Below are 24883 nucleotides of genomic sequence, written 5' to 3'. Positions count from 1 at the left end.
GCGGAACACACTGTGCTCGTCAGCGGTGTCGGCCGAACACCTCACGGAGGCCGGCCAGGTCCGCTTCCCTCTCCTTCTCGTCCTTGTACCCGCCGTCCTCGTCCCGGTCCGCGACGATGGACTCCGGGGTGAAGTCCTGGCCCAAGCGGTAGGCGTCCAGGCAGTAGTCGAAACCGGACTCGATGAAGAGGTCCACGCCCTCGCGGCGGCAGTACTCCGCCAGACCCTCGGACACCTGCCAGCGCGTGCCGTCGTACCAGAAGACACCGCCCGCGTAGTGGATCGTCCGGCCCGTCGTCGCGTCCGTCAGGTTGAGCGACTCGTAGTTCTCGGGACGGTCGCGGACCAGGGTGACGAGAGATTCGGGGACACCCTCGAAGAAGGACTCCTGAAGGGCGAAGTCGTCCTCGGCGTAGAGGTTCAACACCGACTCGTGGTCGAAGGTCAGCAGCAGCACGCGGCCGTCCTCCGTGAAGTACCAGACCGCGGACTGGCCACCGCCGTCGTTCCAGGCCAGACGGTGCGCTCCGGGCACCGTCACCGGGTCGACCTGGGTGAGGTCGTCCAAGACGGCGGCGCGGCGCCGTATCTCCGGGAGGGGCGTCACCGTCAGGGCGTCCCATATCGCGTTGCTCATGCCGGCAGGGTATCCACCGCCCCGGGCCGGTCGCCGTGCCGACCGTGGACGTGACGGGCCGATGCCGTTCTCGCCGGACGAGTACGAACTCACGCTCCAAGGGTGATGGTCACTCATGTGGCCGGTCAGGGACCTCCGCGTCCTGTCAGACTGCCTGCACGCAGGACTCCGGTGGGGCAAGGGTCCGGCCGGGCATGGGGGCGGGACGGGGCGGAATGACCGAGCGCGGTGCGGCCGATCGGGCCGTTCTGGACGAGCCGGGGCCGGGTGTGCGGGACGACGGCGTCCCGGGAGCACGCACGGCGGCGGGGGAGCGGCCGGGAGGGCGACGGTACGGCGGCGGCCTCGACGAGAACACCTGGGACGGTACGCCCGCACGTGCGATGCCGAGGCACGTGGCCTGCGTCATGGACGGCAACGGCCGCTGGGCGCAGCGGCGTTCGCTGCCCCGCACGGCCGGACATCAGGCTGCCGAGACCACGGTCATCGACATCATCGAGGCCGCCCGTGCCTCCGGTGTCGAGTGGCTCAGCCTGTACGCCTTCTCCACCGAGAACTGGAACCGTCCGGACCCCGAGGTGGAGTTCCTGATGCGTCTGGTGCGCCGGGTCGTGCGCAAGCACGCACCGTCGCTGCTCGCCCGCGGCATCCGCTGCCGGTTCCTCGGAGTCGCGGACCCGCGCGTCCCCCGAGGACTGGCGCGGGACTTCGACGACCTGACGACGCTGACCGAGGAGAACCGGGGCATGACGCTGACCGTCGCCTTCGACCACGGAGGGCGTCGGGACATCGTCCAGGCCGCGAGGTCGCTGATCCTCAGCGGGACGCCCGCCGACGACGTGACCGAGCGGCTCTTCGCGGAGCACCTGCCGTTCCCCGACACCCCCGACGTGGACCTGGTGATCCGCACCTCCGGCGAGCAGCGGATCTCCAACTTCATGCTCTGGCAGGTCGCCTACGCCGAGTGGGTCTTCCCCGAAGCCCTCTGGCCGGACTTCCGCGCCGCCGACTTCCTCGCCTGCCTGCACACCTACCGGTGCCGCGACCGCCGATTCGGCGGCGTACCGCCTCGGACGAACGGAGACCGTTCATGACCACCACGACCACGGGCACGACCGACGAGGCGTCCTTCTTCGGCCCGGACTCGCAGTTCAGCGCCTTCTTCGACGACCCGCGCTGGGCGCTGGCCATGATCCGCGCCACGGTGCTGGAGGCCGCTCATCCGCAGATCGGCGCCGCTCTCGTCGACAACTCCACCTTCGTCGCGCACCCTTGGCGCCGCCTGCGCAACACCTTCCTCAGCATGCGGCGCATGTTCGGCGCCGACCCCGCGGTGCGCGAAAGGGAAGCCGCCCGGCTCAACCGGCTGCACGCCCGCATGAGCGGCTCCGATTCCCGTGGTCGCTCCTACGACGCGATGGACCGGGCGACCCGGGCCTGGGTGGTCGCCACGCTCTTCGAGAGCGCGGTCACGATGTGCAGGCTGAGCGGTCAGCCGCTCGGCCGGGACAGCATGGAGCGCATGTACGCCGAGTACCGCGCGTTCCTCGCCGCGCTCGACGGAGACGCCGAAGAACTCCCCGAGGATCTGAACGACTTCTGGCCGTACTTCGACCGGGTCGTCGAGAACGAGCTGGAGAACACCGAGGCGGCCCGCGTCATCCTCTACCGCCTCTTCGACCACCTGCCCGCGCCCGCGCTGCTCGACGGCGCCCCGGCACTGTGGGCGGCCGGCCGTGCCATCGGTGGCCCGCTCCTCGGAGCGATCACCGTCGCCTCGCTTCCCGAGCCGTACCGGCGCCGGGCCGGACTGCCCGAGACGCCCGGCGCCTCGACCCTCATGCAGGGTGCCTACCTCGCCGCCGGGCTGGCGCGCTTCCTGCCCGCCGGCTGGATCAACGCCGAGAGCATCATCGAGACCCTGTCCCTCTCACCCGACAGTGACGACCCACGCGCCCGGACCGCGGCCGCCCTGAACTCCCGTGTGAAGCGAGCGGCGGCCCTGCTCCGCCTCCTCACGCCGCTGGGCGCGGATCCCGAGCCCGACCGGTCATCCCCGACGGACAGGGGTGAGGGCCGGCGTTCGGCGGAGGAGTTCTTCCGAACCGTGCTGGACCAGACGGGAGACGGCCTCCTCGACTGGCCCGACCTCGCCGCCATGGCTCGTGAACTGTCCACGCGACTCGACCTGGACGAGCCGGAGGAAACCCGGCTCTACGACGCCTTCGCCGCCTGGTGGCGGGAGCTTCAGGCCGCCCTGGACACGGACGGCGACGGCCGGGTGAGCGCGGAGGAGTACGCCGCCGCCGTCCCGTCCCTCGCCGGGCCCGCGCTCATCCGCGTCGCCGAGGTCCTCTTCGAGGCCACCGACAAGGACGGCAGCGGAACCATCGACGCGGTGGAGTACCGGGCGCTCTTCCGCACCGCCTTCCACCGCGACCTGGACACCACCGACGGTACTTACGGGCGGAGCGCCTTCGTGGGCGACTTCGTGTCCTTCATGTCAGGACGCCGCACGAGCACCCCTTACGACCCCCTCCTCGCCGACGCCTGACCCGCCCCCGCGTGGTCCTCAGCCCGTACGCGCGCCTCCGGCCACCAGTAGACGACCAGAAGGGCGGTCAGCCGATGCGAGCGGCAGCTCGATCGGGGGTCGGCCGTGCGGAGTCCTCGTCCTGGGCGCGGCCCTGCTCCATCCCTTCGCGCAGCCGGAGCAGGCCGCGTCGGGTGTGACTCTTCACGGTGCCCAAGGGCATGCCCGTGCGCTCGGCGATCTGGATCTGGGTGAGGTCCTCGTAGAAGGCCAGGCACAGCACCTCGCGCTGACCGCTCGGCAGCCGGGACAGGGCGTCGACCAGGAGGACCCGGTCCAGGACGTCGTCCGGCACACCGTCGCGGGACTGCCGGGCGGTGGTGTGATGGGCGACGGTGTCGACCAGGTCGAGGCGCCTGGTCCGGGCGGCCAGGGCATCGACGATCTTGCGGCGGGTGATGCCGACGAGCCACCCGCCGAGCGGCCCCCGCTGCGGGTGGTAGCCGTTGCGCCCGCGCCAGGCACCGAGGAACACCTGCTGGGTCACGTCCTCCGCCTCGTGCGTGTCACCGAGGGAGCGCGTGGCCATCGTGTGGACGAGCGAGCCCCAGCGCCGGTAGACGGCCGCGAAGGCGGTCTCGTCCGCGGCGAGCAGACCACGCGCGAGTTCGTCCTCGACGGCGGTGTCGGTGGCCCGTGGGTGTGCCTGGCCTGCCGGTGTGTGTCGTGAGTGGGTGGGCATGACCTGTTCCTCCTGCCGTCCGCGCGGAGCGCGGGAGAAGACCGCCCGGGGAGCGGGTCGGGACGGCGTCCGCCGTTGCCAACGGCTCGTGGAGTTCAGTGTGGTGAGGTGAAACGACGCGGACAACACGCGTCGTTTATGCGTCGTAAGGTGGTCCCATGGACATGGATGAGCGCGATCCCGACGCGTCGGGCGGACCGAGCGGCGGCGGGCTCTCCACCGGCGAGGTGGCCAGGCGGCTGGGCGTGGCCCCGACGACGGTCCGCACCTGGGACCGCCGCTACGGCCTCGGCCCCGCCGCGCACACCGGCGGCCGGCATCGCCGCTGGACGCCCGAGGACCTGGCCCGACTGGAGCGCATGTGCGCACTGACCGCCACCGGCCTGCCGCCGTCCGAGGCGGCCCGCCTGGCCCTGGACCCGGCCGGCACGGGCGCGTCCGCCCCGGTGACGGACCGGTCGGTTCCCGACGTCCGGACGGCGCGGGAGGCGGCGGTACCCGGCGCCCCGCCGGCGGCCCGCGCGCGCAGCATGAGACGCCGGGCCGGCACCGGACTCGGGCTCGGTGACGTACGCCAGGAGTGCAAGGGAGTCGCCCGCGCGGCCCTGCGCCTGGACGCCGCCGCCCTGGAGACCCTCCTGGGGGAGGCGATCGAGCAGCACGGCCTGGTCGCGGCCTGGACGGAAGTGATCACGCCGACGCTGCAGGCCGTCGGCCGGAAGTGGGAGAGGTCGGGGGAGCGGTACGTCGAGGTCGAACACTTCCTGTCGTGGCACGTCTCCGGCGCTCTGCGCCGCCATGCGCCGCCGGTGCCCGCCGATCGCCCCGGCGCGCTGACGGTGCTCGCTTGTGTGCCCGCGGAGCACCACACGCTGCCCCTGGAGGCGCTGGCCGCGGCGCTCGCCGAACGCGGCCTCCCGGTGCGCATGTTCGGCGGCGCGCTGCCCGTCGAGTCCCTCGTGGCCGCCGTACGCAGGACGGGGCCGGCGGCCGTGGGGCTGTGGGCGCAGTCGCGGACCACGGCCAGCCGGCCGCTGGCGGAACACATCGCGCAGATCGAGTGGGGCGTGCGCGGCGCCCGCCGCAAACCGGTCGTCCTGACGCTCGGCCCCGGCTGGGCGGGGCAGACCGCACCCGGCCTGCCGCGTCCCGCCGGGCTGGCGGAGGCGGTCGCGGCGGTGGCGTCCGCCGCGACCGGTGAAGCGACCCCGCAGCCGGGTACGTGACGTGACGTCCGCGGGGACCGCCGCACGACCGGCACGTCGAGGGGGCCCGTCCTCGGGCTCCCGGGCAGCAGGCCGACCGCTCGCCGACGCGGTGCCCGGCGGAGGAGGCCGCGCGGCCCCGGTCCGTCGGTGTCCGCCACGGGCCGGTCAGCGAGGGCCGCCCCGCGGAGTACGGGGGCGCTGAACGCGCTTCGTGGGCGCCGTGGACCGGTGGGCGCTCATGCCCTTGACGGCGGCCTGTGCGATGTTGCGCGCCATGCCGCCGAAGACGACCGCGTGGAACGGCGAGACCGCCCACCAGTAGGCGTGCCCCAGCAGGCCACGGGGGTGGAACAGGGCACGCTGGCGGTAGCGCGTGCGGCCCTCGGCGTCCGTCTCGGCGTACATCTCCAGCCAGGCCAGACCGGGCAGCCGCATCTCCGCGCGCAGCCGCAGCAGTCGGCCGGGCTCGATCTCCTCGACCCGCCAGAAGTCCAGTGAGTCACCGACCCGCAGGCGCTCGGCGTCGCGACGGCCCCGGCGCAGGCCGACGCCGCCGACGAACCGGTCGAGCCAGCCGCGCACCGCCCAGGCGAGGGGGAAGGAGTACCAGCCGTTGTCACCGCCGATGCCTTCGATGACCTTCCACAGCGACGCGCGGGACGCGTGGACCGGCAAGTGGCGTTCGTCCCGGTAGAGGCTGCCGCCGGCCCAGTCGGGGTCGGTCGGCAGCGGGTCGCTGGGAGCGCCGGGCACGGCCGCGGACGACCAGCGGGTGGCCACCTGGGCGTCCCGGACCTTGCGCAGGGCCAGTTCCAGGGCCTCGTCGAACGGCAGCGGCCGGCCCGGCGCGTCGGGCACGTAGCGGGCGATGTCGTGCTCGTGGCAGACGACCTCGTGGCGCAGCGACTCCGTCAGGGGACGGGCGATGGAGGCCGGCACCGGGGTGACCAGGCCCACCCAGTGGCTCGAGAGTCCGGGGGTGAGGATCGGCACCGGCACGATGAGCCGTCGCCGCAGTCCGGCGACGGCGGCGTAGCGGCACATCATCTCCCGGTAGGTGAGGACGTCCGGCCCGCCGATGTCGAAGGCCCGGTCGACGTCGGGCGGCATGCCGGCGGAGCCGACGAGGTAGCGCAGTACGTCGCGGACGCCGATCGGCTGGGTGCGCGTGTGCACCCAACTGGGTGTCACCATGACCGGCAGGCGCTCGGTGAGGTAGCGCAGCATCTCGAACGAGGCCGAACCCGATCCGATGACGACCGCGGCCCGGAGCACCGTGGCGGGCACCGGCCCCTCCAGGAAGATCCGCCCGACCTCGGCCCGGGAGCGCAGGTGGGGGGAGAGGGAACGCTCGGGTACGCCCGCCGGGGTGAGTCCGCCCAGGTAGACGATCCGCCGGACCCCGGCGGAGTGCGCCTGCTCGGCGAAGATCCGGGCGGCCCGGCGGTCGGTGTCCTCGAAGCCCGAGCCGGAGCCGAGGGCGTGCACCAGGTAGTAGGCCACGTCGACCCCGCGCATGGCCTCGGCGACGGACGCGGCGTCCGTGACATCGCCGCGCACCGTCTCGACCTCCTGCGCCCAGGGATGATCGCGCAGCTTGCCGGGGGAGCGGGCCAGACACCGGACCCGGTGACCGGCCCGCAGCAGCTCCGGCACCAGCCGGCCGCCGATGTATCCGGACGCCCCGGTGACCAGGCAGAGCAGTCGCTCGCCGTCCGGCTGTCGATCCTCGTCCGCCACCACTGTTCCCCTCACCCGTCGGGTACGACGTGCCTCTCCTGTCCGATGATGAGCGCTGTGAGGTGACCGCGCCCGCCGCGCCGGTGCGATCAGCGACCCCGACGACGCACCGGAAACCGCTCGGTTCCGCCGCCACCTCCAGCCGGTACCGGCCTGTCGGGGCCGGCGACCGCATGTCGAGGCCGAGGCGAGTCACGGCGCCCGCCGCCCTGCCCCACGCATCCACTTCAGCGGCGGATCGGGGCGCGGATGCACGACGTGGCCCGCAGGCGCCCGTGACACCCCTCGCGGGTGACCGGCCGGGGCCGGGTCTGCCCGCTCCGGCGTCTCTGTGATCAGTAAGGTCATGGACCTATGAAGGGCCTGATCGTGCTGTCCGCCGTGTTCGTCGTCTTCGTCATGCCAACGGTCCTGGTATGTCTGCTGGCTCGGCGCGCGAGGGTCCCCCACTGGATCCTGACCGTGTTCCTGCTGGCCGGGTGGCTGACCGTGTTCACCGGCTGGTTCCTGTCCCAGCGTGCGCAGCCGGGCCTGTTCCCCGAGACGTCGCCCTGCCACGGCATCCGCGCCACCCCTGTCTCGCGGTACCTCCCGCCCGATTCCTTCTGCCGCCACGCTGACGGGGAGTTGCGGACGGTCAACGGGCCGGACGCCAAGTTCCTGTTCTGGGCCGCGGCCTGCACCACCGTGGCGATGCCGATCGCCGCCGTCCGCGCACGACGCCGTGCGGCGGGCCGAGCGGCGGGCCGAGCGGCGGACGGATCTTGAGAGAATCCACCCCATGGGATCTTGGGGAACCTTGGGGCCGGCGTTGTTGTCTCTCGCCGGGGTCGCGCTCGGCGCGGGCGGATCGCTGTTCGGTCAGTACCTCGTCTCACGTGCGTCCGAACGACAGCTCGAAGTCCAGGAGTCGGCCGCCCATCGGGCGGAGCTCAAGGCCGCGGTGCTGCAGTTCGTGAGGCTCGCGTCGCAGGTCGAGAAGGTGGTGGTCTCACGTGCGGAGGCCGACGGCCCCGAGTCCGGCCCCGAACTCGGGCCACTTGTCGATGATCTGTGGATCGCCCAGGCCGAGATCGATCTGGCGGCCAGGAGCGAGCCCTTGCGGGGCGCCGCCTATCGCTATGCCTTGCGCCTTGCCGAGGCGGCCCGAGGCGAGGTGACTGACGCGTCGGCGCTGCGGGGGCCGCAGGTCCAGTTCATGGACGCCGCCTACGGCGACATGTGGCCCGGTCGGCGACGGGGGGACGTGGATTCCAGCTCCTCTCGGTGAGAGGCCCTTGCTCCGGGCGGCGTGCAACAGGGCGGCGGGGGCTGAAGGCGCACGGATGCGGGTGCGTCGGCACCGGACGGGGGCGGGGCGAAGGGACCGTGCAGGGCCGCCCATTGCAGCAGCAGCACGGTCTTGCCGTCGGCGATGCGGCCGTCGCGGGTCATGTCGAGGGCTTCGGAGAAGGGCAGTTCGAGGACTTCGATGTCCTCGCCCTCCTCCTCCACTCCGCCGCCGGCCCCGGCGCGGTCGGCGGGAGTGTACGGGGCGGCGAAGAAGTGGAGGCGTTCGGTGACGGAGCCGGGGCTCATGTACGCGTCGAGGACGTGGGTCAGCGGGCCGAGGACGACACCGAGTTCTTCGGCCGCCTCGCGGCGGATCGCGGTGTGAGGGTCGTCCGCGTCGAGCAATCCGGCCGCGGCTTCGACGAGCATCCCGTCGGGGTGGTCGTTGACGTAGGCGGGGTAGCGGAACTGGCGGGTGAGCAGGACGCGGCCGCGTGCGGTGTCGTAGGGAAGGACGACGGCGCCGTTGCCACGGTCGTACGTCTCGCGGATCTGGGTTTCCCAGCGTCCGTCGCGGCGGAGGTAGTCGAAGGTGGTGCGACGAAGGACGTGCCAGCCCCGGGAGGTCAGTTCGACGTCGCGGACCCGGACGCCGGGGTTGCGGTCGAGGTCCCGCCCCGCTCGGTCGAGCCCTGTCCGGCCGCGGTGGTCCGGGACGTCCACCCCGGGGCGGGGCTTCACGCCGCCCCCTGCCGGTCGAGGGCCGGGATCTGAGCGACGTCGTGGTAGACGGGCAGGCCGCGGCGGCGCGCGAGGGCGACGTCCTGGTCGGCGCCGACGGATTCCCCGGGCAGTCGCAGCACGGCGTCACAGCGCGCCAACAGGCGGTGGGCGGTCGGGTACAGCACCTGGTCGGCCAGGGCGTCGGTGGGGCCCGCACCGGCCGAGCGCAGGACGGGCAGCGCGATCCACTCCCCGATGACGGGGAGATGCCCGGCGGCGAACACGGGCCACGCCGCCGCTTCGAGACGCGCGAGGTTGGCGGCCATGGCCCGGGGATCGCCGTCGGTGCCCGAGCGGTAGGGCCCGGCGATGAGGATGAGCATGCGCTTGTCGGTCATGAGCGCTACGATACATGCAGAAACGTGCAAGAACGGGAGAGAACAAGGATGCTGGCTGCCGAACGGCGCGATCACCTGCTGGAACTGCTGGCTCGACAGGGCAAGATCGTCGCGAAGGAGGTCGCCGCCGAGCTGGGCATCTCCGAGGACTCCGTGCGGCGTGACCTGCGCGACCTGGCCGCCGAGGGACTGTGCCAGCGGGTCTACGGAGGGGCGCTCCCGGTCTCACCGGCCGTGGTGGACTACGGCGCCCGGCAGAGCGTCGCCCCGGACGGCAAACGGAAGGTCGCCTCGGTGGCCGCCGGGCTGGTACGACCCGGCGGCACGGTGATCCTCGACGGCGGCACCACCGCCCTGGCCGTCGCCCACGCGCTCCCGCGGGATCTGGCCTGCACCGTCATCACCCACAGTCCGCCGATCGCCGTCGCCCTGCTCGACCACCCGCAGGCGGAGGTCTTCGTGCTGGGGGGCCGCCTCTTCAAGCACTCGGCGGTCACCTGCGGCGCCGCCGCCGCCGAGGCCGCGCAGAACGTCTCCGCCGACCTCTTCCTCCTCGGCGTCACCGGCGTGCACCCCGAGGCGGGACTCACGACCGGCGACGCCGAGGACGCGGCGATGAAGCGGGCCCTCGCGGCACGGGCGGCCGACACCTACGTCCTCGCCTCCTCCGAGAAGATCGGCACCGCGTCCCGGTTCCGGGTCCTGCCCTGGGAGGAGACCAGCGGGCTCATCACGGACAAGGACCCGCACGACCCGGTGCTGGAGCAACTCGCGGAGAACGGGGTCGAGGTGCTGCCGGCCGGCTGACGGCGCGGAACTCTCTGAGGCGGCCCCTCGCCTGGGCTATCGTTCTCAGCGCCCTGGAGATCACGTCCGTCGCGCGGACGGGGAGTGCCAACACGCCCCGGTACGGACGGGATTCACCGCTCCGGAACGGAGACCAGGGCATCCGCCCGATCACACACAGAGAGAATCGGATGCGCATCAGAAACGCGAGCCTCGTGCTCGCCGGTTCCGCGATGGTGGCTGCTCTGGGCACCGCCTCGCCCGCCGTCGCGGACTCGTCCCCCACACTTCCCCACCCGTCACCCACAGGCGTGCTCGCCGTGCAGAAGCAGGCGATGGCCGCAGGGGCGCCCGGCGCCCTCACCAGGATCGACTCCGGTTCCACCGTCTACCGGCTCTCCATGGGCAAGGCGGACCGGGCCGCGGGGACACCCATGGACGCCGACCGCAGGTTCCGCGTCGGCAGTGTCACCAAGAGCTTCACGACCGTCGTGCTGATGCAGCTCGTCGCCGAGGGACGCGTCGACCTGGACGCGCCGGCCAACGACTACCTGCCGCAGGCCCTGCCGGACGACCGCATCACCGTGCGGCACCTGCTGAACCACCGCAGCGGGCTCTGGGACTACACGAACGACATGTTCTACCACACCGTTCCGGGCTTCGAAGCCGTGCGGAACAAGGTGTTCACCTATCAGGAGCTCATCGACCTCTCGACCGCGCACGCCCCCACCAACCAGCCGGGCGCCGCCTACAGCTACTCCAACACCAACTTCGTGGTGCTGGGTCAACTCATCGAGCACACCACCGGCGTGTCGATGGGCACACAGTACGAGCAGCGGATCTTCAAGCCGCTCGGGCTGAAGAACACCTCGTACGTCCACCCGCGGACGACCCTCACCGGCTCCTACGCGCGGGGGTACGTCCGGGACGACGACACCACGCTGCCGCTGGTGGACTCGACCGAGCAGACCGCCTCCTGGGCTCAGTCGGCCGGTGCCGTCATCTCCAACTCCGCGGACCTGAACCGCTTCTTCGCCGCGGTCGTCTCCGGCGGACTCGTCCCGCCCGCGCAGCTGCGGGAGATGATGAGCTTGGTCCCGGTCAACGCGGACGGAACGCAGTCGTACGGCCTCGGCCTGCGCGGGAGGACGCTCTCCTGCGGCGTCACCGTCTACGGCCACACCGGCACCGTGCAGGGGTACTACACGTACGCGTTCACGACGGCCGACGGCAAGCGCCGTGTGTCGTCGATGGCGAACACCTCGAACAACGGCACGGTGAACACCATCCTCGGAGGCACGCTGGAGGCCGCCTTCTGCGGCACGGACCCCACGCGGGCGAGCACGTCGGCCCGTTCCGCCGGTGGCGACCACACTGAGGACATCGCTCCCCAGATCGCACGCCGCTGACCCGTCCCCGGCACGTGACCGGTCTGCGGTCACGTGCCGGTGGACGCCGCCGGCGGTGCTCGACCGGCGCCCGGAACGCATCGAGGCGACCGTCGGGAACCACTCCCCTCGCCGCCCGTGATCCGGCAGCTCGCCGTCCGGTCAGGCGTCGGGGACCAGGACGACCTTCCCCGTGGTCTGCCGCGACTCCAGGGCGGCGTGTGCCGCTGCCGTCCGGGACAGGGGGAAGGTCTGGAAGGCGGGCACCAGCTCCCCGGCGGCGGCGTGCGCGAGGGCGCGGGCCTCGTCGGCGGGCGTGTCCTGGCCGGCGAGCAACAGGGACAACGCGTCGGTGAGGCGCACGTCGCGCTCGTCGAGCTGGGCCGCGTCGGGGCGGAACTCCGTACGGGAGGCCGCACCGATGGTGATGTAGCGTCCGCCCGCGGTCAGCAGCCCGAACGCGGCCCTTCCCTTCTCGCCCTCGACTCCGTCCAGGACGACCGTGACACCGCGCCCGCCCAGGGCCTCGCGGACGGTGCCGGCCCACTGGGGCAGGTCGTAGTCGACGGCGACGTCGGCTCCCAGCCCGCGCACGGCCGCCACCTTGGCCGGTCCGCCCGCCGCTCCGACGACCGTCGCGCCGAGGCGGTGGGCGAACTGGACGACGAGACGGCCGATTCCCCCGGCCGCGGAGGTGACCAGGACCACGTCGTCGGAGGTGAGGGCCGCGATGTCGAGCAGTCCGATGGCGGTGGTGCCGGTGACGATCATGGTGACGGCTGCTTCGTGACCCAGTCCGTCCGGGATCCGGTGCAGGGCGGACACGTCGGCGACGGCCAGCTCGGCGTAACCGCCCGGCCTGCCGTGCGCGGTCACCACGTCGGCGCCGATCCAGCTCCCGTCCACGTCGGGCCCGACCGCCGCGACGACACCGGCGACCTCCCCACCGAAGATCGCCGGGAGTTCGGGCAACGGCGGTCCGATCGTCAATCCCTCCCGCATGGCCGTCTCGATCTGGTGGACGCCCGCGGCCCTGACCGAGACGAGAACCTCACCCGGCCCCGGCACCGGATCGGGCACCGTCTCGTAGCGGAGGTTCTCAGCGGGCCCGAACTCGTGCAGTACCACGGCGCGCATGTCCGTTCCTTCCGGTGGATCAGCAGGAGAACGCCCACTCTGTGACCTCCACTTCACTTGAGGTCAAGCAGCGATCTCCGGTGCGGCGACAACCGGGTGCCGTGCGTCCCGAACTCGCCTGCGACCGCCTCGCACTGGCACAGTCGGGGCATGAACGAGGACTTCCTGATTCGACATCACGAGCACTTGACGGCGTGGCTGAGGGACGGAGAGGCCGACCGACTCGACGCGTTCCTGCGTGCGCACCATGAGACCTTCACCCTCGTGACGACAGAGGGAGCGGTACTCGGTCTCGAGACGCTTCGACACGCCTTGCGCGGCGCGGGCGGTAGCCGGCCCGGCTTGTCGATTCGGATCGAGGACATCACCCGCATCACCTCCGAGGTGTACCGGTTCCTGGAGCGCCACCTCGTCGACGACTCCGTGGTGGACGAACGCGTGGTGACCGCCGTCATGGAGGACGGATCGCTGCTCAGCGTTCAGGAGACGGCCCGCGGCTAGGCTTTCGGGCTGCTCGCCGGGCTGCTCGCCGGGCCGTTCGCGGGGCCGTTCGCGGGGCCGCGGGCCGCGGGCCGCGCGCCTCGCCCGCCGTGGCGCGCGCCGGTCCGGCTCGGTGCCGCCGTGCGCGCAGGCGGCCAAGGTGGGGTTGTCCCCAGGTCAGGGGTTCGGGGTCGCCGGATGGGCGGGTGTCGTCGCGGTCCGTAGCGTCTGAGGTGTGTGGACGATGATGCGGAAGCAGAGAGGCCGACCGAAGGGCGTGCTCGTGGCCGGGGTCGGTGCGGCTGTCGTGGGCGCCTTCGTATGGGCGTCGGGAGCCTGGGCGCAGGGCGGTGGCGACGGGACGGCAGGAGGTACTCGTCTGCAGCGGGCCGCGGACGCGGTGGTGGGCGCGGGAGCCTCCGGGCTGGTCGTGCAGGCGCGAGATGCCGAGGGCCGCGACCGTGAGGCCAGGGCCGGTGTCCGGGACCTGGCGCGGGGTGGGCGGATCCCCCTCGACGCGTACTACCGGATCGGCAGTGACACCAAGACCTTCGTGGCCGTGGCCGCGCTGCAGATGGTCGCCGAGGGCAGGCTGGGCCTGGGGGACACCGTGGACGAGTGGCTGCCCGGGGTGGTGAACGGAAACGGCAACGACGGAAGTCGGATCACCGTCCGTAATCTGCTCCAGCACACCAGCGGGTTGCCCAATTACACGGACATCCTCTTCGGCGACCCCGAGGAGCTGACGCCCGAGAACTACCGTGCGAAGCGGTTCACGGCGCGTACTCCCGAACAGCAGGTCGCGTTGGCCATGTCCCGTGCCCCGGGCTGGCTGCCGGACCCGGAGAATCCCGGCGCCGAGACCCGGTGGGCCTACTCCAACACCAACTACGTCCTGATCGGCATGATCATCGAGCGGGTCACCGGACATCCCTGGGAGCAGGAGATCCACGAGCGGATCATCGAGCCGCTCGGCCTGCGTCACACTCTGACGATGGGCACCTCCGCCTACGTTCCCCAGCCCACCGCCACCGCTTACCTCCAGTTCCCCGGCCGGCACGACCTCACCGACACCACGCTCCAGGTCGACGGCGGCGCGGACGGCGGCATCGTCAGCACCACCACCGACATGAACACCTTCCTCCGCGCCCTGATGGACGGCACGTTGCTGCCCGCCGAGCAGCTGGAGCAGATGCGCACCACCGTCCCGGCGCCCGACTTCTCCGGCGGCGCCGAGGCCCGTTACGGGCTGGGCATCGCCTGGCGTCCGGTCGAGGGCTGCGACAGCGGTGTCTGGTACCACGGCGGTACGTCCTTCGGCACCGTCTCCGAGACCGCCGTCACCCCCGACGGCGACGTCTCCGTCGCCGCAGCCGTCTTCACCACCCGCTTCGGGAACCCGGGGCGTGCCGCGGCGCAGGACAAGGCGACGTACGAGATGGTCGAACGCGCGGTGTGCCGGAAACCGTAGGCGCTGCGCCGCGACGCCTCACCCTGGAACGTCAGAGGTTCCCGGCCCCCACGTTCTCCGCGGTCCCTGAAGGCGGTGCCGTTCCGGGGGTTCCCGGGACGGGGCTGTCGGCTGAGGCGCCGTGGCGGCGCTGTCGGCGGGTGTACTCGCCGATGGCCTGCCACAGGTGGCGCCGGTCGGTCTCGGGCCAGTGGTCCGGAGTGAAGCACAGCTCGGCGTAGGAGGTGTGCCAGGGCAGGAAGTTCGACACGCGCTGCTCGGCGCCGGTACGCCACAGGAGATCCACATCGGGCATGTCCGGTTGGGGCAGGTGCCGCGCGAGGTCTTCCTCACGGATCGCGTCGGGGTCGAGTTCACCGTCGCGGACCCGCCGGGCCAGGGCGGCGGCGGCACGGGTGATCTCGTCCCGGCCACCGTAGTTGATGCAGGTGGTCAGTGTCAGGCCCGTGCGGTCACGCGTGGTGCGCTCACGCAGCCGCATGCTGTCGACCACGTCCTGCGGCAGTCGCTCCGGACGGCCGTGCCAGCGCACCCGGACGTCGAGATCCTGGAAGGGGTAGTCCTCCAGCTCCTCGCGCAGGATGTCGAGGATGGCGCCGATCTCCTCGCCGTCGCGCTTCCAGTTCTCGGTGGACAAGGTGTAGAGGGTCAGGTGCCGCAGGCCGATCTCCAGGGCGCCGTAGACCATCTCGCGGGCGGCGGCGCGGCCGGCGCGGTGGCCTTCGTGCCGAGGCAGGCCGCGGTGCCGCGCCCACCGGCCGTTGCCGTCCATGATCACGGCGACGTGGGTGGGCATCTGGTCGGCCGGGATCCGTGGCGGCTGCTCACCGCTGGGGTGCGGCGGCGGACGGTCGAACACCGGGCGCCGCGCGGGTGGGCTCTGCGCGGGGACGGCGGGGGCCCGGGCCTCGCGTGGCCGTGGGACGGTCACCGGGGTCAGGCTCCAGGCCAGGGCGGACCGCGCTCGGGCGGGGACGACGAGACGGGCGGTGGCGGCCGTCGACGGCCTGGGCGGGGTGCGCAGGAGAGCGGGACCGGCGGCGTCGACGGCGTCGAGCTGTGCGCGCAGCAGCCCGGCCATGGTGTCGAGGACGACGGCGGGGCCGGGGTGCATGCCGTGGGCGAGAGCGGGCTGGCTCACCCATGCGCGGGCGAGCCGCGTCAGGTCGGTGATCAGGGCGGCGGTGGCCGGACTCCAGCGCAGGTGCGACAAGTCGTCCTCGCAACCGGGGAAGTGATCCAGGGCCTGACCGGGCAGGAGGAGGTCCCCCTGGGCCAGGTCGGCGGACAGGTCGGTGAGGATGTCCGTGAGGCGGACGCCGTCGAGGAACGTCGTGTAGACCTCCTGTCGGTCCAGGCGCAGCGCCACCCCGGCCCCGGCCTTGTCGAAGAGGTCACGGACCTGGTCGAACCAGGGGAGGAGCGTGCCGCGGCCCCACGCGCGCCAGCTGTTCCAGTCGGCGAAACGCTGCCCGTGGCTGTCTCGCCGCACCACCGCCATGGCGCCGTGCAGCCCCGAGATGTCCAGGCGCCACCGCCAGGCGGTGTCCACCAGAGCCCGGCGGACCGGGTCCGTGCTCGACCCGGTCGCCACGTCGTGATCCAACGCGGCGATCCATGCTCCGACCCGCTCGGCACGCCGTTCCGCGTCGACCGAGTGGTCGTCGGCAAGATCGTCGATGGCGTTGGCCGCCGCCCACAGGGCCCAGCACGCCGGACGCATCACAGCGGGCACGAGTTGGATCAGAGCGTATTCCGCGGGGTCCTGTCGCTTGGTCCTGGCCCGGCAGAGCCGGTACGCCGCCCGCAACGCCGGATCGTCACCGACCGCCTCCCACAGCGATCTCGTCGTGCGGCGGCCGGCCCGCGGAACGGCGGAGCGTCGCGGGCCTGGAGATGTGGAGAACACAAGGATCACAACGACAGTCGGGCGACGAGGTTGTGCCGGTGATCAGAAACGCTGCTCAGCCCTCCGGAAGCGGCCGCGGTTCGGCAGGCCGCGGGCCGTTGCCCCGCGGCGCCCGTCGGTTCGAGGGCAAGGTGCTGCGGGTGCGCCACTGGAAGGTCAGCAGCCCCACGAGTGCCGCCGCGGCGAACCAGGTCAGTTCGACGAGCAGGTGCCCCGGGACGGCCGTGCGGGAGAAGGCCGCCGCGGTGGCCGCCTGCATGGCCCCGTAGGACGGCAGAAAGTGTGTGATGGCGCTGTCCGCACGGGAACTGATGATGGGATTCTGCAGCGCGAGGTCGATGACACTGGTCATCACGATGGCGAACATGCCCTCCACTTCCTTGCGCAGCAGAGCACCGAAGCCGACTCCCAGGATGCCGTACGTCAGTCCCGCGCTGAACAACGCCCCGGCCAGCAGCAGGGGCTGACGCGGTGTCCAGGCCAGGCAGATGACGGCTGTCGCGTAGGCGGCCACCACCGCCGACGCGAGAGTGAGGCCGGCCAGCTTCGCCGCGATCAGATGGGGCCGAGGAAAGCCGGCCATGGCCAGGCGCCGGTCGAACATGCTGCCGCCGAAGGTCGCGGCGAACATCAGGAACGCGGTGATCAGGGTGACCGCGTTGAGCGCTCCGCTGACCGCGGTCAGCTCGTTGCCGCGAGGCGTCAGCAGTTCCCCGGTGGCCCGAAGGCGCAGCCGCACCGGCTGGTCCGGCATCGACACGTACGCCAGCAGCGTCCACAGGGGAAGGAAGAGCGCGATGAGCACCGCGGCGAACCGGTTACGGGAGTGCTCGACCAGCGTGTACCGAGTGGCCGTGACGAGCAGCGCCGTCCGCTCCCTCATGCGGCTCCCCTCTCCTGTGTCCGCAGACGGCCACCGTCCAGGCGCCACAGTGTGTCCAGCCGCTCGGCGTCGTAGGCGAGGTGGGAGACCACCAGGATCGAACGCCCTCGCTCGCGCAGCCGGGCCGCGAGGTCCCAGAAACGCAGGTACGTTTCCCAGTCGAAGCCCTGATAGGGCTCGTCCAGCAGCAGAACCTGCGGGTCGTGCATCAGCGCGAGGGTCACGTTCAGCTTCTGCCGCGTGCCCCCGCTGAGCAGGCCGGCCCGCTCGTCGATGTAGTCGGTGAAGCCGAGCACCTCCATGACCTCCCCGGCGTATGCGAGGTCGTCGAGACGGAACGCCGCCCGGAAGTACGACAAGTGCTGACGCACCGTCAACGCGTCGTTGATCACCACCTTCTGCGGGCAGTACCCGAAGCGGCCACCGTGACGGACACTGCCCCGCGCGGGACGCAACTCCCCGGCGAGGATCTTGAGCAGCGTGGACTTGCCGGTGCCGTTCTCTCCCACCACCCCGGTCAGCGCTCCCGCGGGCAGGGTGAAGTCGATACCCCGCAGTACCCGCCTCTTGCCATAGTGATGATGCACATCCACGACTTCCACGCTGTGACACTCCCACGCTGCTCGCCCGGACGACCGAAGGCTTCAACGAACCCGGCCCGCCACAGGCACGCAGCCGAGCGCCGGCGTCCTTTGCCGGTCCGGCGAACAGATGCCTCCCCGCCCCGCCGTGCCGAAGCGCCGCGGCGGCCTGCGGCGTGGTGCCCGGCTTGCTGATCAGCGGTGGGACCGGTGGCCCGGGCGAGGGTCGGAGCTGCGACGGGTCGCGTGGAGGGAACCGAGCAGATCGAGGGACTGGGCACTGGGACTGCCCGGTTCGGCGTGGTAGATGACGAGCTGCTGACCGGGGGCGTCGCGTACGTCGAAAGCCTGGTAGGTGAGGCTGAGGGGGCCGACCTCCGGGTGGAGGAGGTGTTTGGCGTCCCGGGTCTTGCCGCGCACGGTGTGGGCGTTCCAGAGGCGGCTGAAGTCCGGGCTGCGCTCCGTGAGGGTGCGGACGAGTTCGCGCAGCCGCGGATTGTCCGGGTCGAATCCGGATGCCTCGCGAAGGTTGGCGACGGTGGCCTGTGCCGCCCGGTCCCAGTCCGTGTAGAAGGCGCGGCCCGCGGGGTCGAGGAAGGTCATGCGGGCCAAGTTGTCCGCCGGCTCGAACGGGGCGTAGAGCGCATCGGCCAGGGGGTTGACGGCGAGGAGGTCCAGGGTCCTGCTCATGACGAACGCCGGGGTGCCGGGGTAGCCGTCCATCAGCTGTCGCAGTGACGGGCTCACGTGCTCGGCGGTGTGGACCGAGAGCCCGTCGTTCGGCGTGGCCCCGGCCAGCCGGTACAAGTGCGCGCGGGCGTCCTCGTCGAGGCGCAGGGCGCGGCTGAGCGCGTCTACCACCTTGGGGGAGGGGTTGCGCTCGCGGCCCTGCTCCAGCCGGGTGTAGTAGTCGGCGTTCACCGCGGCCAGGACGGCGACCTCCTCGCGGCGCAGGCCGGCGACTCTGCGGGCCCCGTAGCTCGCCATGCCCACATCCTCCGGCCGCAGCCCGGCGCGGCGTGTGCGCAGGAAGTCACCCAGGTGGTTGTCGTCCATGTGTTCAGGCTAGGCGAGGGCGCGGCCCGCTGCCTGGGTGTGCCGTACCCAGGCAGCAGTCGTCCTGGTCGACGGGCGCCGACCTGCACAGACTCGGTGGGGCGGGAACGACCCGCACCGTGCGAGGAGAGGAGTCCGCCATGGCTGGGAGCGTCGAGGACGACGACGTCGACGTGGTCGGGATGTGGGTGACCGCGGACGGTCACATCCGGCAGGAGCTGCTGCCGGACGGGCGCTACGACGAAGCCCGCGGCGAGCGGCGCAGCGCGTACACCGGCCGCTACACGGTGACCGGCAGCCACCTGGACTACGTCGACGACACCGGGTTCACCGCCACGGGCGACATCCGGGACGGAGTGCTCTACCACGAGCACCTCGTGCTCCACCGGGAGCAGAGGCCGTCGTAGACGGCCGGGCCACGGCCGCCCGGGGCACCGGGCGCGCCTCCCTCACCAGGGGACCAAGAGGTGACTGCACAGCAGTCGGCCAGCGGCAACGAGAATCGAGGACCATCTCCATGACAGGACAACGACTCGCCGGCAAGGTCGCGCTGATCACGGGCGCGACCGGCGGCCTCGGCGCGGCGACCGCCGAACTCTTCGCCCGCGAAGGCGCCCGGCTGGTGATCACCGATATCGCCGAAGGCCCCCTGCGGGACCTGTCCCACCGGATCGAGGCGCGCGGCGCGGAGGTGGTCGCCGCCCGCCTCGATGTCTCCTCCGCACGGGAGTGGGACGAAGTGATCACCGTCGTGCGCGACCGGTTCGGAACGCTGGACGTGCTCGTGAACCTCGCCGGCATCGTGGACTGGCCAGGGGTCGAGGACACGCGCGAAGAGGCGTGGGACCGCGTCATCGCCGTGAACCAGAAGGGCACATGGCTGGGCATGAAGGCGGCGATGCCGCTCCTTCGAGCGAGCGGCAACGCGTCGGTGATCAATACGTCGTCCGTACTCGGCCTGGTGGGAAGCGGTGCGGCCGCGGCCTACCAGGCGTCCAAGGGGGCCGTGCGCCTGCTGAGCAAGACCGCAGCGGTCGAGTACGCCCGGCAGGGAGTACGGATCAACTCGGTCCACCCCGGGGTGATCGCCACTCCGATGATCCAGGACCTCCTGGACGACCAGGGCGACCAGCAGCCGGACATCCGCCGCACCCCCATGAACCGGGCCGGCCGGGCCGACGAGGTGGCCCCCGCGATCCTCTTCCTGGCTTGCGAGGACTCCTCGTTCGTCACCGGCGCGGAGCTGGTCGTCGACGGCGGGCTCACCGCGTACTGAACCACCCGTGCGGCCCACCGGGCCCGTCCACCGGGCCACCGCACTTCCGGTGCCCCGCACCGGCGTCCGCACGCACACCGACCCTCTCCGGGGAGAGCGCACCATGACACCTGCGACCGCATCCGCGGCATCCGCCGCACCAGCCGAATCCACCGAGTTCGCCGGGAAGACCGCCCTCGTCACCGGAGCCGCGCGAGGGGTGGGCCGGGAGACCGTGGCACTCCTCCACGCCCGCGGCGCCCGGGTCGTCGCCCTCGACCTCCGCCCCGACGTCGAGAACCTGGCGGACGAGTTTCCCGGCGTCGCCGCGACACAAGGCGACATCACCCAGGAGGAGACCGCGCACCGCGCCGTGACAACAGCCCTGGACGCCTTCGGCGGACTGGACATCCTCGTGAACAACGCCGGCCGCACCCAGAACAAGCCCGTCACCGAGACCACGGCCGAGGACTGGGACACGGTGATGGCGGTCAACGCCCGAGGCTCCTTCTTCTGCGCCCGCGAGGCGTTCCGGGCCATGAAGAGCCGCGGCGGCGGTGCCATCGTCAGCACCGGCTCCTACGCCTCCACCGTCGCCCTGCCGGAAGGCGTCGCCTACAGTGCGTCGAAGGGCGCTCTGGCCCAACTGACCAAGGTGCTCGCCGTCGAGGGCGGCCCGCTGGGCATCCGCGCCAACCTCGTGGCCGCGGGCGTCATCGAGACGGACTTCCTCGACACGATCCGCCCCGACAGCCGCGCCTACCTGGCGTCCTTCGGCGCCGCGCAGCCTCTGGGACGTGTGGCGCGGCCCGAGGAGATCGCCGAGGTCCTGTGCTTCCTCGTCTCGCCCCGCTCCAGCTTCGTCACGGGAGCCGTGGTCGCCGCCGACGGCGGTTTCACCGCGCTCTAGCGACGCACCGGACCGCGCCTGTCCCGCGACCACGGACACCAAGGGCTTCACCTGCCTGTCAACGTGACCGCCGAGCCCGTCCGTCAGACTGGAACGACCAGCGCGCGGGCCACGGTGAGGAGTCGAGTTGTTACGTTGTGAGGCGGTCGGCAAACGGTACGGCGCGGGACGGTGGGTCCTCAGGGACGTGAGCCTGGAGGTCCCGGCCGGTGACGTCCTCGCGGTGGCCGGCGGCAACGGTTCGGGGAAGTCGACCTTGCTGAGGATCCTCGTCGGACTGTCGCGCCCCACCACCGGGAGCGTGTCGGGCCGACCCTCGCGCATCGGTTACGTACCGGACCGCTTCACCGTCCACGACCGCGTCTCGGCGATCTCCTACCTCACCCACATGGGGCGTATCCGTGGGCTGTCGGCCTCCGCCGCCCGCGCCCGAGGCCACAACCTGCTGGAGCGGCTGTCCCTGGTGGGCGGGCGAGACGCACCGCTGCGCACGCTGTCGAAGGGCAACGCGCAGAAGGTGGCGCTCGCCCAGGCCCTGCTGGTCCCACCCGACCTGTTGGTGCTCGACGAGCCCTGGTCGGGTCTGGACGTCTCGGCCCACGGTGTCCTCGCCGAGTCCATCGACGAGGTGGCCGCACAGGGCGGGGCGGTGGTCTTCACCGACCACCGCGAGGCGATCACCGAGACGCGCGCCCGAGGTGTCTGCACCATCGACGACGGCCGGCTCTCCCTGCGGGGCGGCCGGCACACCGGGAGTCGCCCCTCGACGGCCGAGCTGGTGCTCACCGCGCCGCCCACCGACGTCACGCCGATCGAGGTGAACTGGTCCGCGCTGCCGGGTGTGACCGGCGTCGTCCAGTGCGGCGAGGAGGTCGTCCTGCGGGTGTCGCGGGAGCGCTCGGACGCCGTACTGCTGACGGCACTGCGGCACCGGTGGTCGGTGGTCAGCCTGACCGGGACCGCGGACGCACGCGGTTCCCGGGGTGACGCGAGGGGGACCGCCCGGTGATCGCCCTGGTCGGCTACATGGTCACGGTGCTGCTGCTCTCCCAGCGCTACCTCGCGCCGCTGCTGCTGTTCCTGGGCCTGGTGGCCGTGCTGACCAGCAGCGACAGCGGCCCGCTCACCGCGACCTACGCCTCGGTGGCCGGGGCCATGCTGCCGTGCTCGGTCTGGCTGACCGTGACACTGATCGGTCTAGAGGACCGGGCGCACCGCTCGATCGTCGTCATCAGCGCCGGCAGCCACCTGCGCGTGCTGCTCGCGACGGTCGCGACGGCCGCGACGGGGTGCCTGCTGCTGACGGCTGCCGGCCTCGTGCTGCCGCTGATGCTCGGAGCCCACACACCCGGCCTCGCCGATCTGGCCCTGGGGATCGCGGCCCAACTCACCTGCGCCTGCACCGGCATGGCGATCGGGCTGGTCTGCTCGCGGCTGATCTTCCGCCGGCCGGGCCACGCGCTCGTCCTCGCCCTGGTGCTCCTCCTGGCCGTGCTGCTCGGCAAGGGCGTGTCCCCGGTCAACATCATGCTCACCCGCCTGCAGAGCGCGTCGGACTCGGCGGACGTCCTGGCGCCCACGGGTGCCCTGCTCGCCGTCACGGCGGGAGTCTTGGCGGCCGCGGTCGCTGTCACCCAGGCGGTCACCCGCAGGAAGGCATGAACCCCACGAGACGCGTGCGGCTCACGACCGAGGCCAGGCACGACTTCGGACGCTCCGGAACCGTCGTCACGGGGGCGGGCCGGTCGTCACCGAGCCGCGGGGCGCCGCGTCAGCGGCGTTCGGTGCCCGCCCGGCGCCCAATTCACGCGACACCGCCCCCGAGCTGTGGGAACCTCACGCGTGATGACACAACGAACCGATACGCCCCCCACATGGGACGAACGTACGCAGCTGGCCACCTTCCTGGATTACGCCCGTGACACGGCGCGAGCCAAGTGTGAGGGCGTGTCCGAGGAAGACGCCCGCAAGGCACCGCTGCCGAATTCACCGTTGATGACGATGTGCGGGCTGATCAGCCATCTGCGCTGGGTCGAGTACCACTGGATCCAGGTGATGTTCCTCGGCGAGGAGCCCGAGGGGCCGCTCACGGCGGCGACCGACGACGACCCCGACCCCGAGATGCGGACGGCGGTCGACACCCCGTTGCCGCGGCTTCTCGCCGAGTACGAGGAACAGAGCGCCCGCTATCGCCGGCTGGTGGCCGACCGCGACCTGGACTCGACGGCCGAGCGCCCCATCGGCGACGGTCGCCACGTGGACCTGCGCTGGGTGGTCCTCCACCTCATCGAAGAGATCTCCCGCCACAACGGTCACCTCGACATCGTGCGTGAGCTGGTCGACGGACAGACCGGCGTCTAGCAGCCGCGCTTGTCGTAACGGACTCATTCGCCCCACGCCCGACGGCCGCATCGGGAACAGCCGGTCGGGCCCGCACGGTTGCATCGCATGAGAGACCGGCGCCGCACGGCGGGGGAGCACGGAGGCCACAGGGGCGTCCGCCCCCCCACGATCCGGGCCGGATGCGGTACACCCGCCGCTGCGGCGGGACACGACGATATCTGCAGGAGGACTGTTTCATGATCGACCGGCCCTTGACGCTGATGGCAGTACACGCCCACCCCGACGACGAGGCCACCGGAACCGGAGGGGTCCTCGCTCGGTACGCGGCCGAAGGCATCCGCACGGTTCTCGTGACGTGTACCGACGGCGGTTGCGGCGACGGTCCGGGGGGTGTCAAGCCGGGCGATCCCGGGCACGATCCGGCCGCGGTCGCCCTGATGCGACGTCAAGAACTCGAGGCGAGCTGTGACGTGCTGAAGATCAGCGATCTGGAGATGCTGGACTACGCCGACTCCGGGATGATGGGCTGGCCGAGCAACGACGCCCCCGGCTCCTTCTGGCGGACCCCCGTGGAGGAAGGCGCGGCCCGACTCGCGGAACTCATGCGGCACTACCGACCCGATGTGGTCGTCACCTACGACGAGAACGGCTTCTACGGCCATCCCGACCACATCCAGGCCCACCGCATCACGATGGCGGCGCTGGAGATGACCGCGCTGACACCGAAGGTGTACTGGACCACGATGCCCCGCTCGGGGATGCAGCGGTTCGGGGAGATCATGCGCGAGTTTCATCCGGACATGCCCGAGCCGGATCCGGCCGAGGCCGCCGCGATGGCCGAGATCGGCCTCCCCGACGACGAGATCACCACGTGGGTGGACACCACCGCGTTCAGCGGTCAGAAGTACGACGCGCTGGCCGCGCACGCCAGCCAGGGCGAGAACATCTTCTTCCTCAAGCTGGGCAAGGAGAGGTTCGGCGAGCTGATGGGCATGGAGACCTTCCTACGGGTCCAGGACGCCACCGGCGCGCCCGTACCGGAGAGCGACCTCTTCGCCGGACTGCGCTGATCCACTTCGGAGAGACGGAGCCGCCGGCGTCTCATGAGGCGCCTGGCGGACTGGAGAAGGACGGCTACCGGGCCCGGCTCGCCCCGGGGCCGTCCTCGCCCGGCCGCGGCAGGCGGAGTGGCGCGAGGGTCGCGAGTGCACCTCGCCGATGGCCGCGATCGGAAAGAGCCGCCCCGGGAACGGTCTCCTGGCCGGCAGGCACCACCGCCTGTGTCGGGTCCGTGGTGAATTCGCAGACCGATGGTGAACTTCCTGGCCCTCTTGCGTGCTCTTCACCACAGCGTGGCTGCAAAGAAGCGAAGTCAAGGTGTGGCGATATGGCCCCTCGATGTGCTGATTTGTGACCCCACATCCTGCGGCA

At 71.8% G+C, this 24883-nt stretch carries 26 protein-coding genes; 16 read left to right on the top strand and 10 right to left on the bottom strand.

Features of this window, described 5'->3' with window-relative positions; all coding sequences use genetic code 11:
- Nucleotides 1-19: 19 nt before the first annotated feature.
- Complete coding sequence (locus tag ACFZP7_RS01510) at nt 20-637, bottom strand: hypothetical protein (RefSeq protein WP_385633612.1); 618 nt, start codon at nt 635-637, stop codon at nt 20-22.
- 215 nt (nt 638-852) lie between these two features.
- Between ACFZP7_RS01510 and uppS (ACFZP7_RS01505) the strand changes: the two genes are divergently transcribed.
- Together uppS (ACFZP7_RS01505) and ACFZP7_RS01500 are read left to right on the top strand one after the other, a co-directional pair.
- Entirely contained in the window at nt 853-1731 is an 879-nt protein-coding gene (gene uppS, locus ACFZP7_RS01505; RefSeq protein ID WP_385633611.1) for a polyprenyl diphosphate synthase, read from the top strand.
- Nucleotides 1728-3191: an oxygenase MpaB family protein gene (locus tag ACFZP7_RS01500; RefSeq protein WP_385633610.1), complete on the top strand. Its 1464-nt coding sequence runs from the start codon at nt 1728-1730 to the stop codon at nt 3189-3191. The genes uppS (ACFZP7_RS01505) and ACFZP7_RS01500 overlap by 4 nt, the downstream gene beginning before the upstream one ends.
- Nucleotides 3192-3258: 67 nt before the next feature.
- Here the strand turns inward: ACFZP7_RS01500 and ACFZP7_RS01495 are convergent, their stop codons facing one another.
- Nucleotides 3259-3912, bottom strand: a complete 654-nt coding sequence (locus ACFZP7_RS01495; protein WP_385633609.1) for a sigma-70 family RNA polymerase sigma factor — start codon at nt 3910-3912, stop codon at nt 3259-3261.
- A 158-nt stretch (nt 3913-4070) separates the two neighbouring features.
- Here ACFZP7_RS01495 and ACFZP7_RS01490 point away from each other — a divergent pair, with 158 nt between their 5' ends.
- Nucleotides 4071-5138, top strand: coding sequence for a MerR family transcriptional regulator (locus ACFZP7_RS01490; RefSeq protein WP_385633608.1), 1068 nt, complete (start codon nt 4071-4073; stop codon nt 5136-5138).
- Between the two features lie 147 nt (nt 5139-5285).
- Here the strand turns inward: ACFZP7_RS01490 and ACFZP7_RS01485 are convergent, their stop codons facing one another.
- Nucleotides 5286-6863, bottom strand: a complete 1578-nt coding sequence (locus ACFZP7_RS01485) for an SDR family oxidoreductase (RefSeq protein WP_385633607.1) — start codon at nt 6861-6863, stop codon at nt 5286-5288.
- 351 nt (nt 6864-7214) lie between these two features.
- Here ACFZP7_RS01485 and ACFZP7_RS01480 point away from each other — a divergent pair, with 351 nt between their 5' ends.
- Together ACFZP7_RS01480 and ACFZP7_RS01475 are read left to right on the top strand one after the other, a co-directional pair.
- Entirely contained in the window at nt 7215-7628 is a 414-nt protein-coding gene (locus ACFZP7_RS01480; RefSeq protein ID WP_270890183.1) for a hypothetical protein, read from the top strand.
- A gap of 13 nt (nt 7629-7641) precedes the next feature.
- The gene (locus ACFZP7_RS01475; protein ID WP_385633606.1) at nt 7642-8130 is read left to right on the top strand and encodes a hypothetical protein; all 489 of its coding nucleotides are present in this window, start codon (nt 7642-7644) and stop codon (nt 8128-8130) included.
- Here ACFZP7_RS01475 and ACFZP7_RS01470 read toward each other — a convergent pair.
- Together ACFZP7_RS01470 and ACFZP7_RS01465 are read right to left on the bottom strand one after the other, a co-directional pair.
- Nucleotides 8070-8873: an NUDIX domain-containing protein gene (locus ACFZP7_RS01470; protein WP_385633605.1), complete on the bottom strand. Its 804-nt coding sequence runs from the start codon at nt 8871-8873 to the stop codon at nt 8070-8072. The two genes, ACFZP7_RS01475 and ACFZP7_RS01470, sit on opposite strands and share 61 nt — an antisense overlap.
- A complete protein-coding gene (locus ACFZP7_RS01465) occupies nt 8870-9253 on the bottom strand; it encodes a DUF4406 domain-containing protein (RefSeq protein ID WP_261698295.1) in 384 nt (127 codons plus the stop codon). The genes ACFZP7_RS01470 and ACFZP7_RS01465 overlap by 4 nt, the downstream gene beginning before the upstream one ends.
- A 48-nt stretch (nt 9254-9301) precedes the next feature.
- Here ACFZP7_RS01465 and ACFZP7_RS01460 point away from each other — a divergent pair, with 48 nt between their 5' ends.
- Both ACFZP7_RS01460 and ACFZP7_RS01455 read left to right on the top strand, forming a co-directional pair.
- Nucleotides 9302-10060, top strand: a complete 759-nt coding sequence (locus ACFZP7_RS01460; RefSeq protein ID WP_030970115.1) for a DeoR/GlpR family DNA-binding transcription regulator — start codon at nt 9302-9304, stop codon at nt 10058-10060.
- Between the two features lie 170 nt (nt 10061-10230).
- Entirely contained in the window at nt 10231-11448 is a 1218-nt protein-coding gene (locus ACFZP7_RS01455) for a serine hydrolase (protein ID WP_030970116.1), read from the top strand.
- Between the two features lie 141 nt (nt 11449-11589).
- Here the strand turns inward: ACFZP7_RS01455 and ACFZP7_RS01450 are convergent, their stop codons facing one another.
- Nucleotides 11590-12564 carry a zinc-binding dehydrogenase gene (locus tag ACFZP7_RS01450; protein WP_385633604.1) on the bottom strand — a complete coding sequence of 325 codons (975 nt, stop codon included), beginning with the start codon at nt 12562-12564 and terminating at the stop codon, nt 11590-11592.
- A 150-nt stretch (nt 12565-12714) separates the two neighbouring features.
- Between ACFZP7_RS01450 and ACFZP7_RS01445 the strand changes: the two genes are divergently transcribed.
- Together ACFZP7_RS01445 and ACFZP7_RS01440 are read left to right on the top strand one after the other, a co-directional pair.
- The gene (locus ACFZP7_RS01445) at nt 12715-13065 is read left to right on the top strand and encodes a hypothetical protein (RefSeq protein ID WP_019324507.1); all 351 of its coding nucleotides are present in this window, start codon (nt 12715-12717) and stop codon (nt 13063-13065) included.
- 286 nt (nt 13066-13351) lie between these two features.
- Nucleotides 13352-14515, top strand: coding sequence for a serine hydrolase domain-containing protein (locus tag ACFZP7_RS01440; protein WP_385633603.1), 1164 nt, complete (start codon nt 13352-13354; stop codon nt 14513-14515).
- Between the two features lie 31 nt (nt 14516-14546).
- Here the strand turns inward: ACFZP7_RS01440 and uppS (ACFZP7_RS01435) are convergent, their stop codons facing one another.
- From uppS (ACFZP7_RS01435) to ACFZP7_RS01420, 4 genes are all read right to left on the bottom strand, one after another.
- Nucleotides 14547-16424 (bottom strand): polyprenyl diphosphate synthase, encoded by a 1878-nt coding sequence (uppS, locus tag ACFZP7_RS01435; protein WP_385633602.1) that lies wholly within the window; start codon nt 16422-16424, stop codon nt 14547-14549.
- A gap of 55 nt (nt 16425-16479) precedes the next feature.
- Nucleotides 16480-17307 (bottom strand): ABC transporter permease, encoded by an 828-nt coding sequence (locus ACFZP7_RS01430; RefSeq protein WP_385633601.1) that lies wholly within the window; start codon nt 17305-17307, stop codon nt 16480-16482.
- A complete protein-coding gene (locus tag ACFZP7_RS01425; RefSeq protein WP_385633600.1) occupies nt 17304-17909 on the bottom strand; it encodes an ABC transporter ATP-binding protein in 606 nt (201 codons plus the stop codon). The genes ACFZP7_RS01430 and ACFZP7_RS01425 overlap by 4 nt, the downstream gene beginning before the upstream one ends.
- A gap of 174 nt (nt 17910-18083) precedes the next feature.
- Nucleotides 18084-18944 carry a helix-turn-helix transcriptional regulator gene (locus tag ACFZP7_RS01420; protein ID WP_385633599.1) on the bottom strand — a complete coding sequence of 287 codons (861 nt, stop codon included), beginning with the start codon at nt 18942-18944 and terminating at the stop codon, nt 18084-18086.
- Nucleotides 18945-19084: 140 nt separating this feature from the next.
- On the opposite strand from ACFZP7_RS01420, the gene ACFZP7_RS01415 reads away from it, so the two are divergent.
- The 7 genes from ACFZP7_RS01415 (at nt 19085) to ACFZP7_RS01385 (ending at nt 24522) form a co-directional block, all read left to right on the top strand.
- A complete protein-coding gene (locus ACFZP7_RS01415) occupies nt 19085-19351 on the top strand; it encodes an Atu4866 domain-containing protein (protein ID WP_019324513.1) in 267 nt (88 codons plus the stop codon).
- A 110-nt stretch (nt 19352-19461) separates the two neighbouring features.
- Nucleotides 19462-20220 (top strand): SDR family NAD(P)-dependent oxidoreductase, encoded by a 759-nt coding sequence (locus tag ACFZP7_RS01410; RefSeq protein WP_019324514.1) that lies wholly within the window; start codon nt 19462-19464, stop codon nt 20218-20220.
- 103 nt (nt 20221-20323) lie between these two features.
- The gene (locus ACFZP7_RS01405) at nt 20324-21109 is read left to right on the top strand and encodes an SDR family NAD(P)-dependent oxidoreductase (RefSeq protein WP_385633598.1); all 786 of its coding nucleotides are present in this window, start codon (nt 20324-20326) and stop codon (nt 21107-21109) included.
- Nucleotides 21110-21296: 187 nt separating this feature from the next.
- Nucleotides 21297-22118, top strand: a complete 822-nt coding sequence (locus tag ACFZP7_RS01400) for an ATP-binding cassette domain-containing protein (protein ID WP_385633597.1) — start codon at nt 21297-21299, stop codon at nt 22116-22118.
- On the top strand, nt 22115-22771 hold the full coding sequence (locus tag ACFZP7_RS01395; RefSeq protein WP_086875322.1) for a hypothetical protein: 657 nt from the start codon (nt 22115-22117) through the stop codon (nt 22769-22771). The genes ACFZP7_RS01400 and ACFZP7_RS01395 overlap by 4 nt, the downstream gene beginning before the upstream one ends.
- A gap of 183 nt (nt 22772-22954) precedes the next feature.
- On the top strand, nt 22955-23470 hold the full coding sequence (locus ACFZP7_RS01390) for a DinB family protein (RefSeq protein WP_385633596.1): 516 nt from the start codon (nt 22955-22957) through the stop codon (nt 23468-23470).
- Nucleotides 23471-23688: 218 nt separating this feature from the next.
- Nucleotides 23689-24522, top strand: a complete 834-nt coding sequence (locus ACFZP7_RS01385; protein WP_030970136.1) for a PIG-L family deacetylase — start codon at nt 23689-23691, stop codon at nt 24520-24522.
- Nucleotides 24523-24883 lie beyond the last annotated feature (361 nt).

The sequence above is a fragment of the Streptomyces sp. SudanB5_2050 genome (assembly GCF_964272335.1).
Classification (GTDB): domain Bacteria; phylum Actinomycetota; class Actinomycetes; order Streptomycetales; family Streptomycetaceae; genus Streptomyces; species Streptomyces rochei.
The sequence above is the reverse complement of the archived record's forward strand: the minus strand, read 5'-3'. Positions and strand labels throughout refer to the sequence as shown.

Bases quoted from the DNA above. Each gene is read 5' to 3' on its own strand.
- ACFZP7_RS01490 (WP_385633608.1), top strand. From the start codon at position 4,071: ATGGACATGGATGAGCGCGATCCCGACGCGTCGGGCGGACCGAGCGGC.
- ACFZP7_RS01465 (WP_261698295.1), bottom strand. From the start codon at position 9,253: ATGACCGACAAGCGCATGCTCATCCTCATCGCCGGGCCCTACCGCTCG.
- ACFZP7_RS01385 (WP_030970136.1), top strand. From the start codon at position 23,689: ATGATCGACCGGCCCTTGACGCTGATGGCAGTACACGCCCACCCCGAC.
- ACFZP7_RS01415 (WP_019324513.1), top strand. From the start codon at position 19,085: ATGGCTGGGAGCGTCGAGGACGACGACGTCGACGTGGTCGGGATGTGG.
- ACFZP7_RS01430 (WP_385633601.1), bottom strand. From the start codon at position 17,307: ATGAGGGAGCGGACGGCGCTGCTCGTCACGGCCACTCGGTACACGCTG.
- uppS (WP_385633611.1), top strand. From the start codon at position 853: ATGACCGAGCGCGGTGCGGCCGATCGGGCCGTTCTGGACGAGCCGGGG.
- ACFZP7_RS01495 (WP_385633609.1), bottom strand. From the start codon at position 3,912: ATGCCCACCCACTCACGACACACACCGGCAGGCCAGGCACACCCACGG.
- ACFZP7_RS01410 (WP_019324514.1), top strand. From the start codon at position 19,462: ATGACAGGACAACGACTCGCCGGCAAGGTCGCGCTGATCACGGGCGCG.
- ACFZP7_RS01445 (WP_019324507.1), top strand. From the start codon at position 12,715: ATGAACGAGGACTTCCTGATTCGACATCACGAGCACTTGACGGCGTGG.
- ACFZP7_RS01405 (WP_385633598.1), top strand. From the start codon at position 20,324: ATGACACCTGCGACCGCATCCGCGGCATCCGCCGCACCAGCCGAATCC.
- ACFZP7_RS01475 (WP_385633606.1), top strand. From the start codon at position 7,642: ATGGGATCTTGGGGAACCTTGGGGCCGGCGTTGTTGTCTCTCGCCGGG.
- ACFZP7_RS01450 (WP_385633604.1), bottom strand. From the start codon at position 12,564: ATGCGCGCCGTGGTACTGCACGAGTTCGGGCCCGCTGAGAACCTCCGC.
- ACFZP7_RS01460 (WP_030970115.1), top strand. From the start codon at position 9,302: ATGCTGGCTGCCGAACGGCGCGATCACCTGCTGGAACTGCTGGCTCGA.
- ACFZP7_RS01420 (WP_385633599.1), bottom strand. From the start codon at position 18,944: ATGGACGACAACCACCTGGGTGACTTCCTGCGCACACGCCGCGCCGGG.
- ACFZP7_RS01390 (WP_385633596.1), top strand. From the start codon at position 22,955: ATGACACAACGAACCGATACGCCCCCCACATGGGACGAACGTACGCAG.
- ACFZP7_RS01455 (WP_030970116.1), top strand. From the start codon at position 10,231: ATGCGCATCAGAAACGCGAGCCTCGTGCTCGCCGGTTCCGCGATGGTG.
- ACFZP7_RS01510 (WP_385633612.1), bottom strand. From the start codon at position 637: ATGAGCAACGCGATATGGGACGCCCTGACGGTGACGCCCCTCCCGGAG.
- ACFZP7_RS01480 (WP_270890183.1), top strand. From the start codon at position 7,215: ATGAAGGGCCTGATCGTGCTGTCCGCCGTGTTCGTCGTCTTCGTCATG.
- ACFZP7_RS01500 (WP_385633610.1), top strand. From the start codon at position 1,728: ATGACCACCACGACCACGGGCACGACCGACGAGGCGTCCTTCTTCGGC.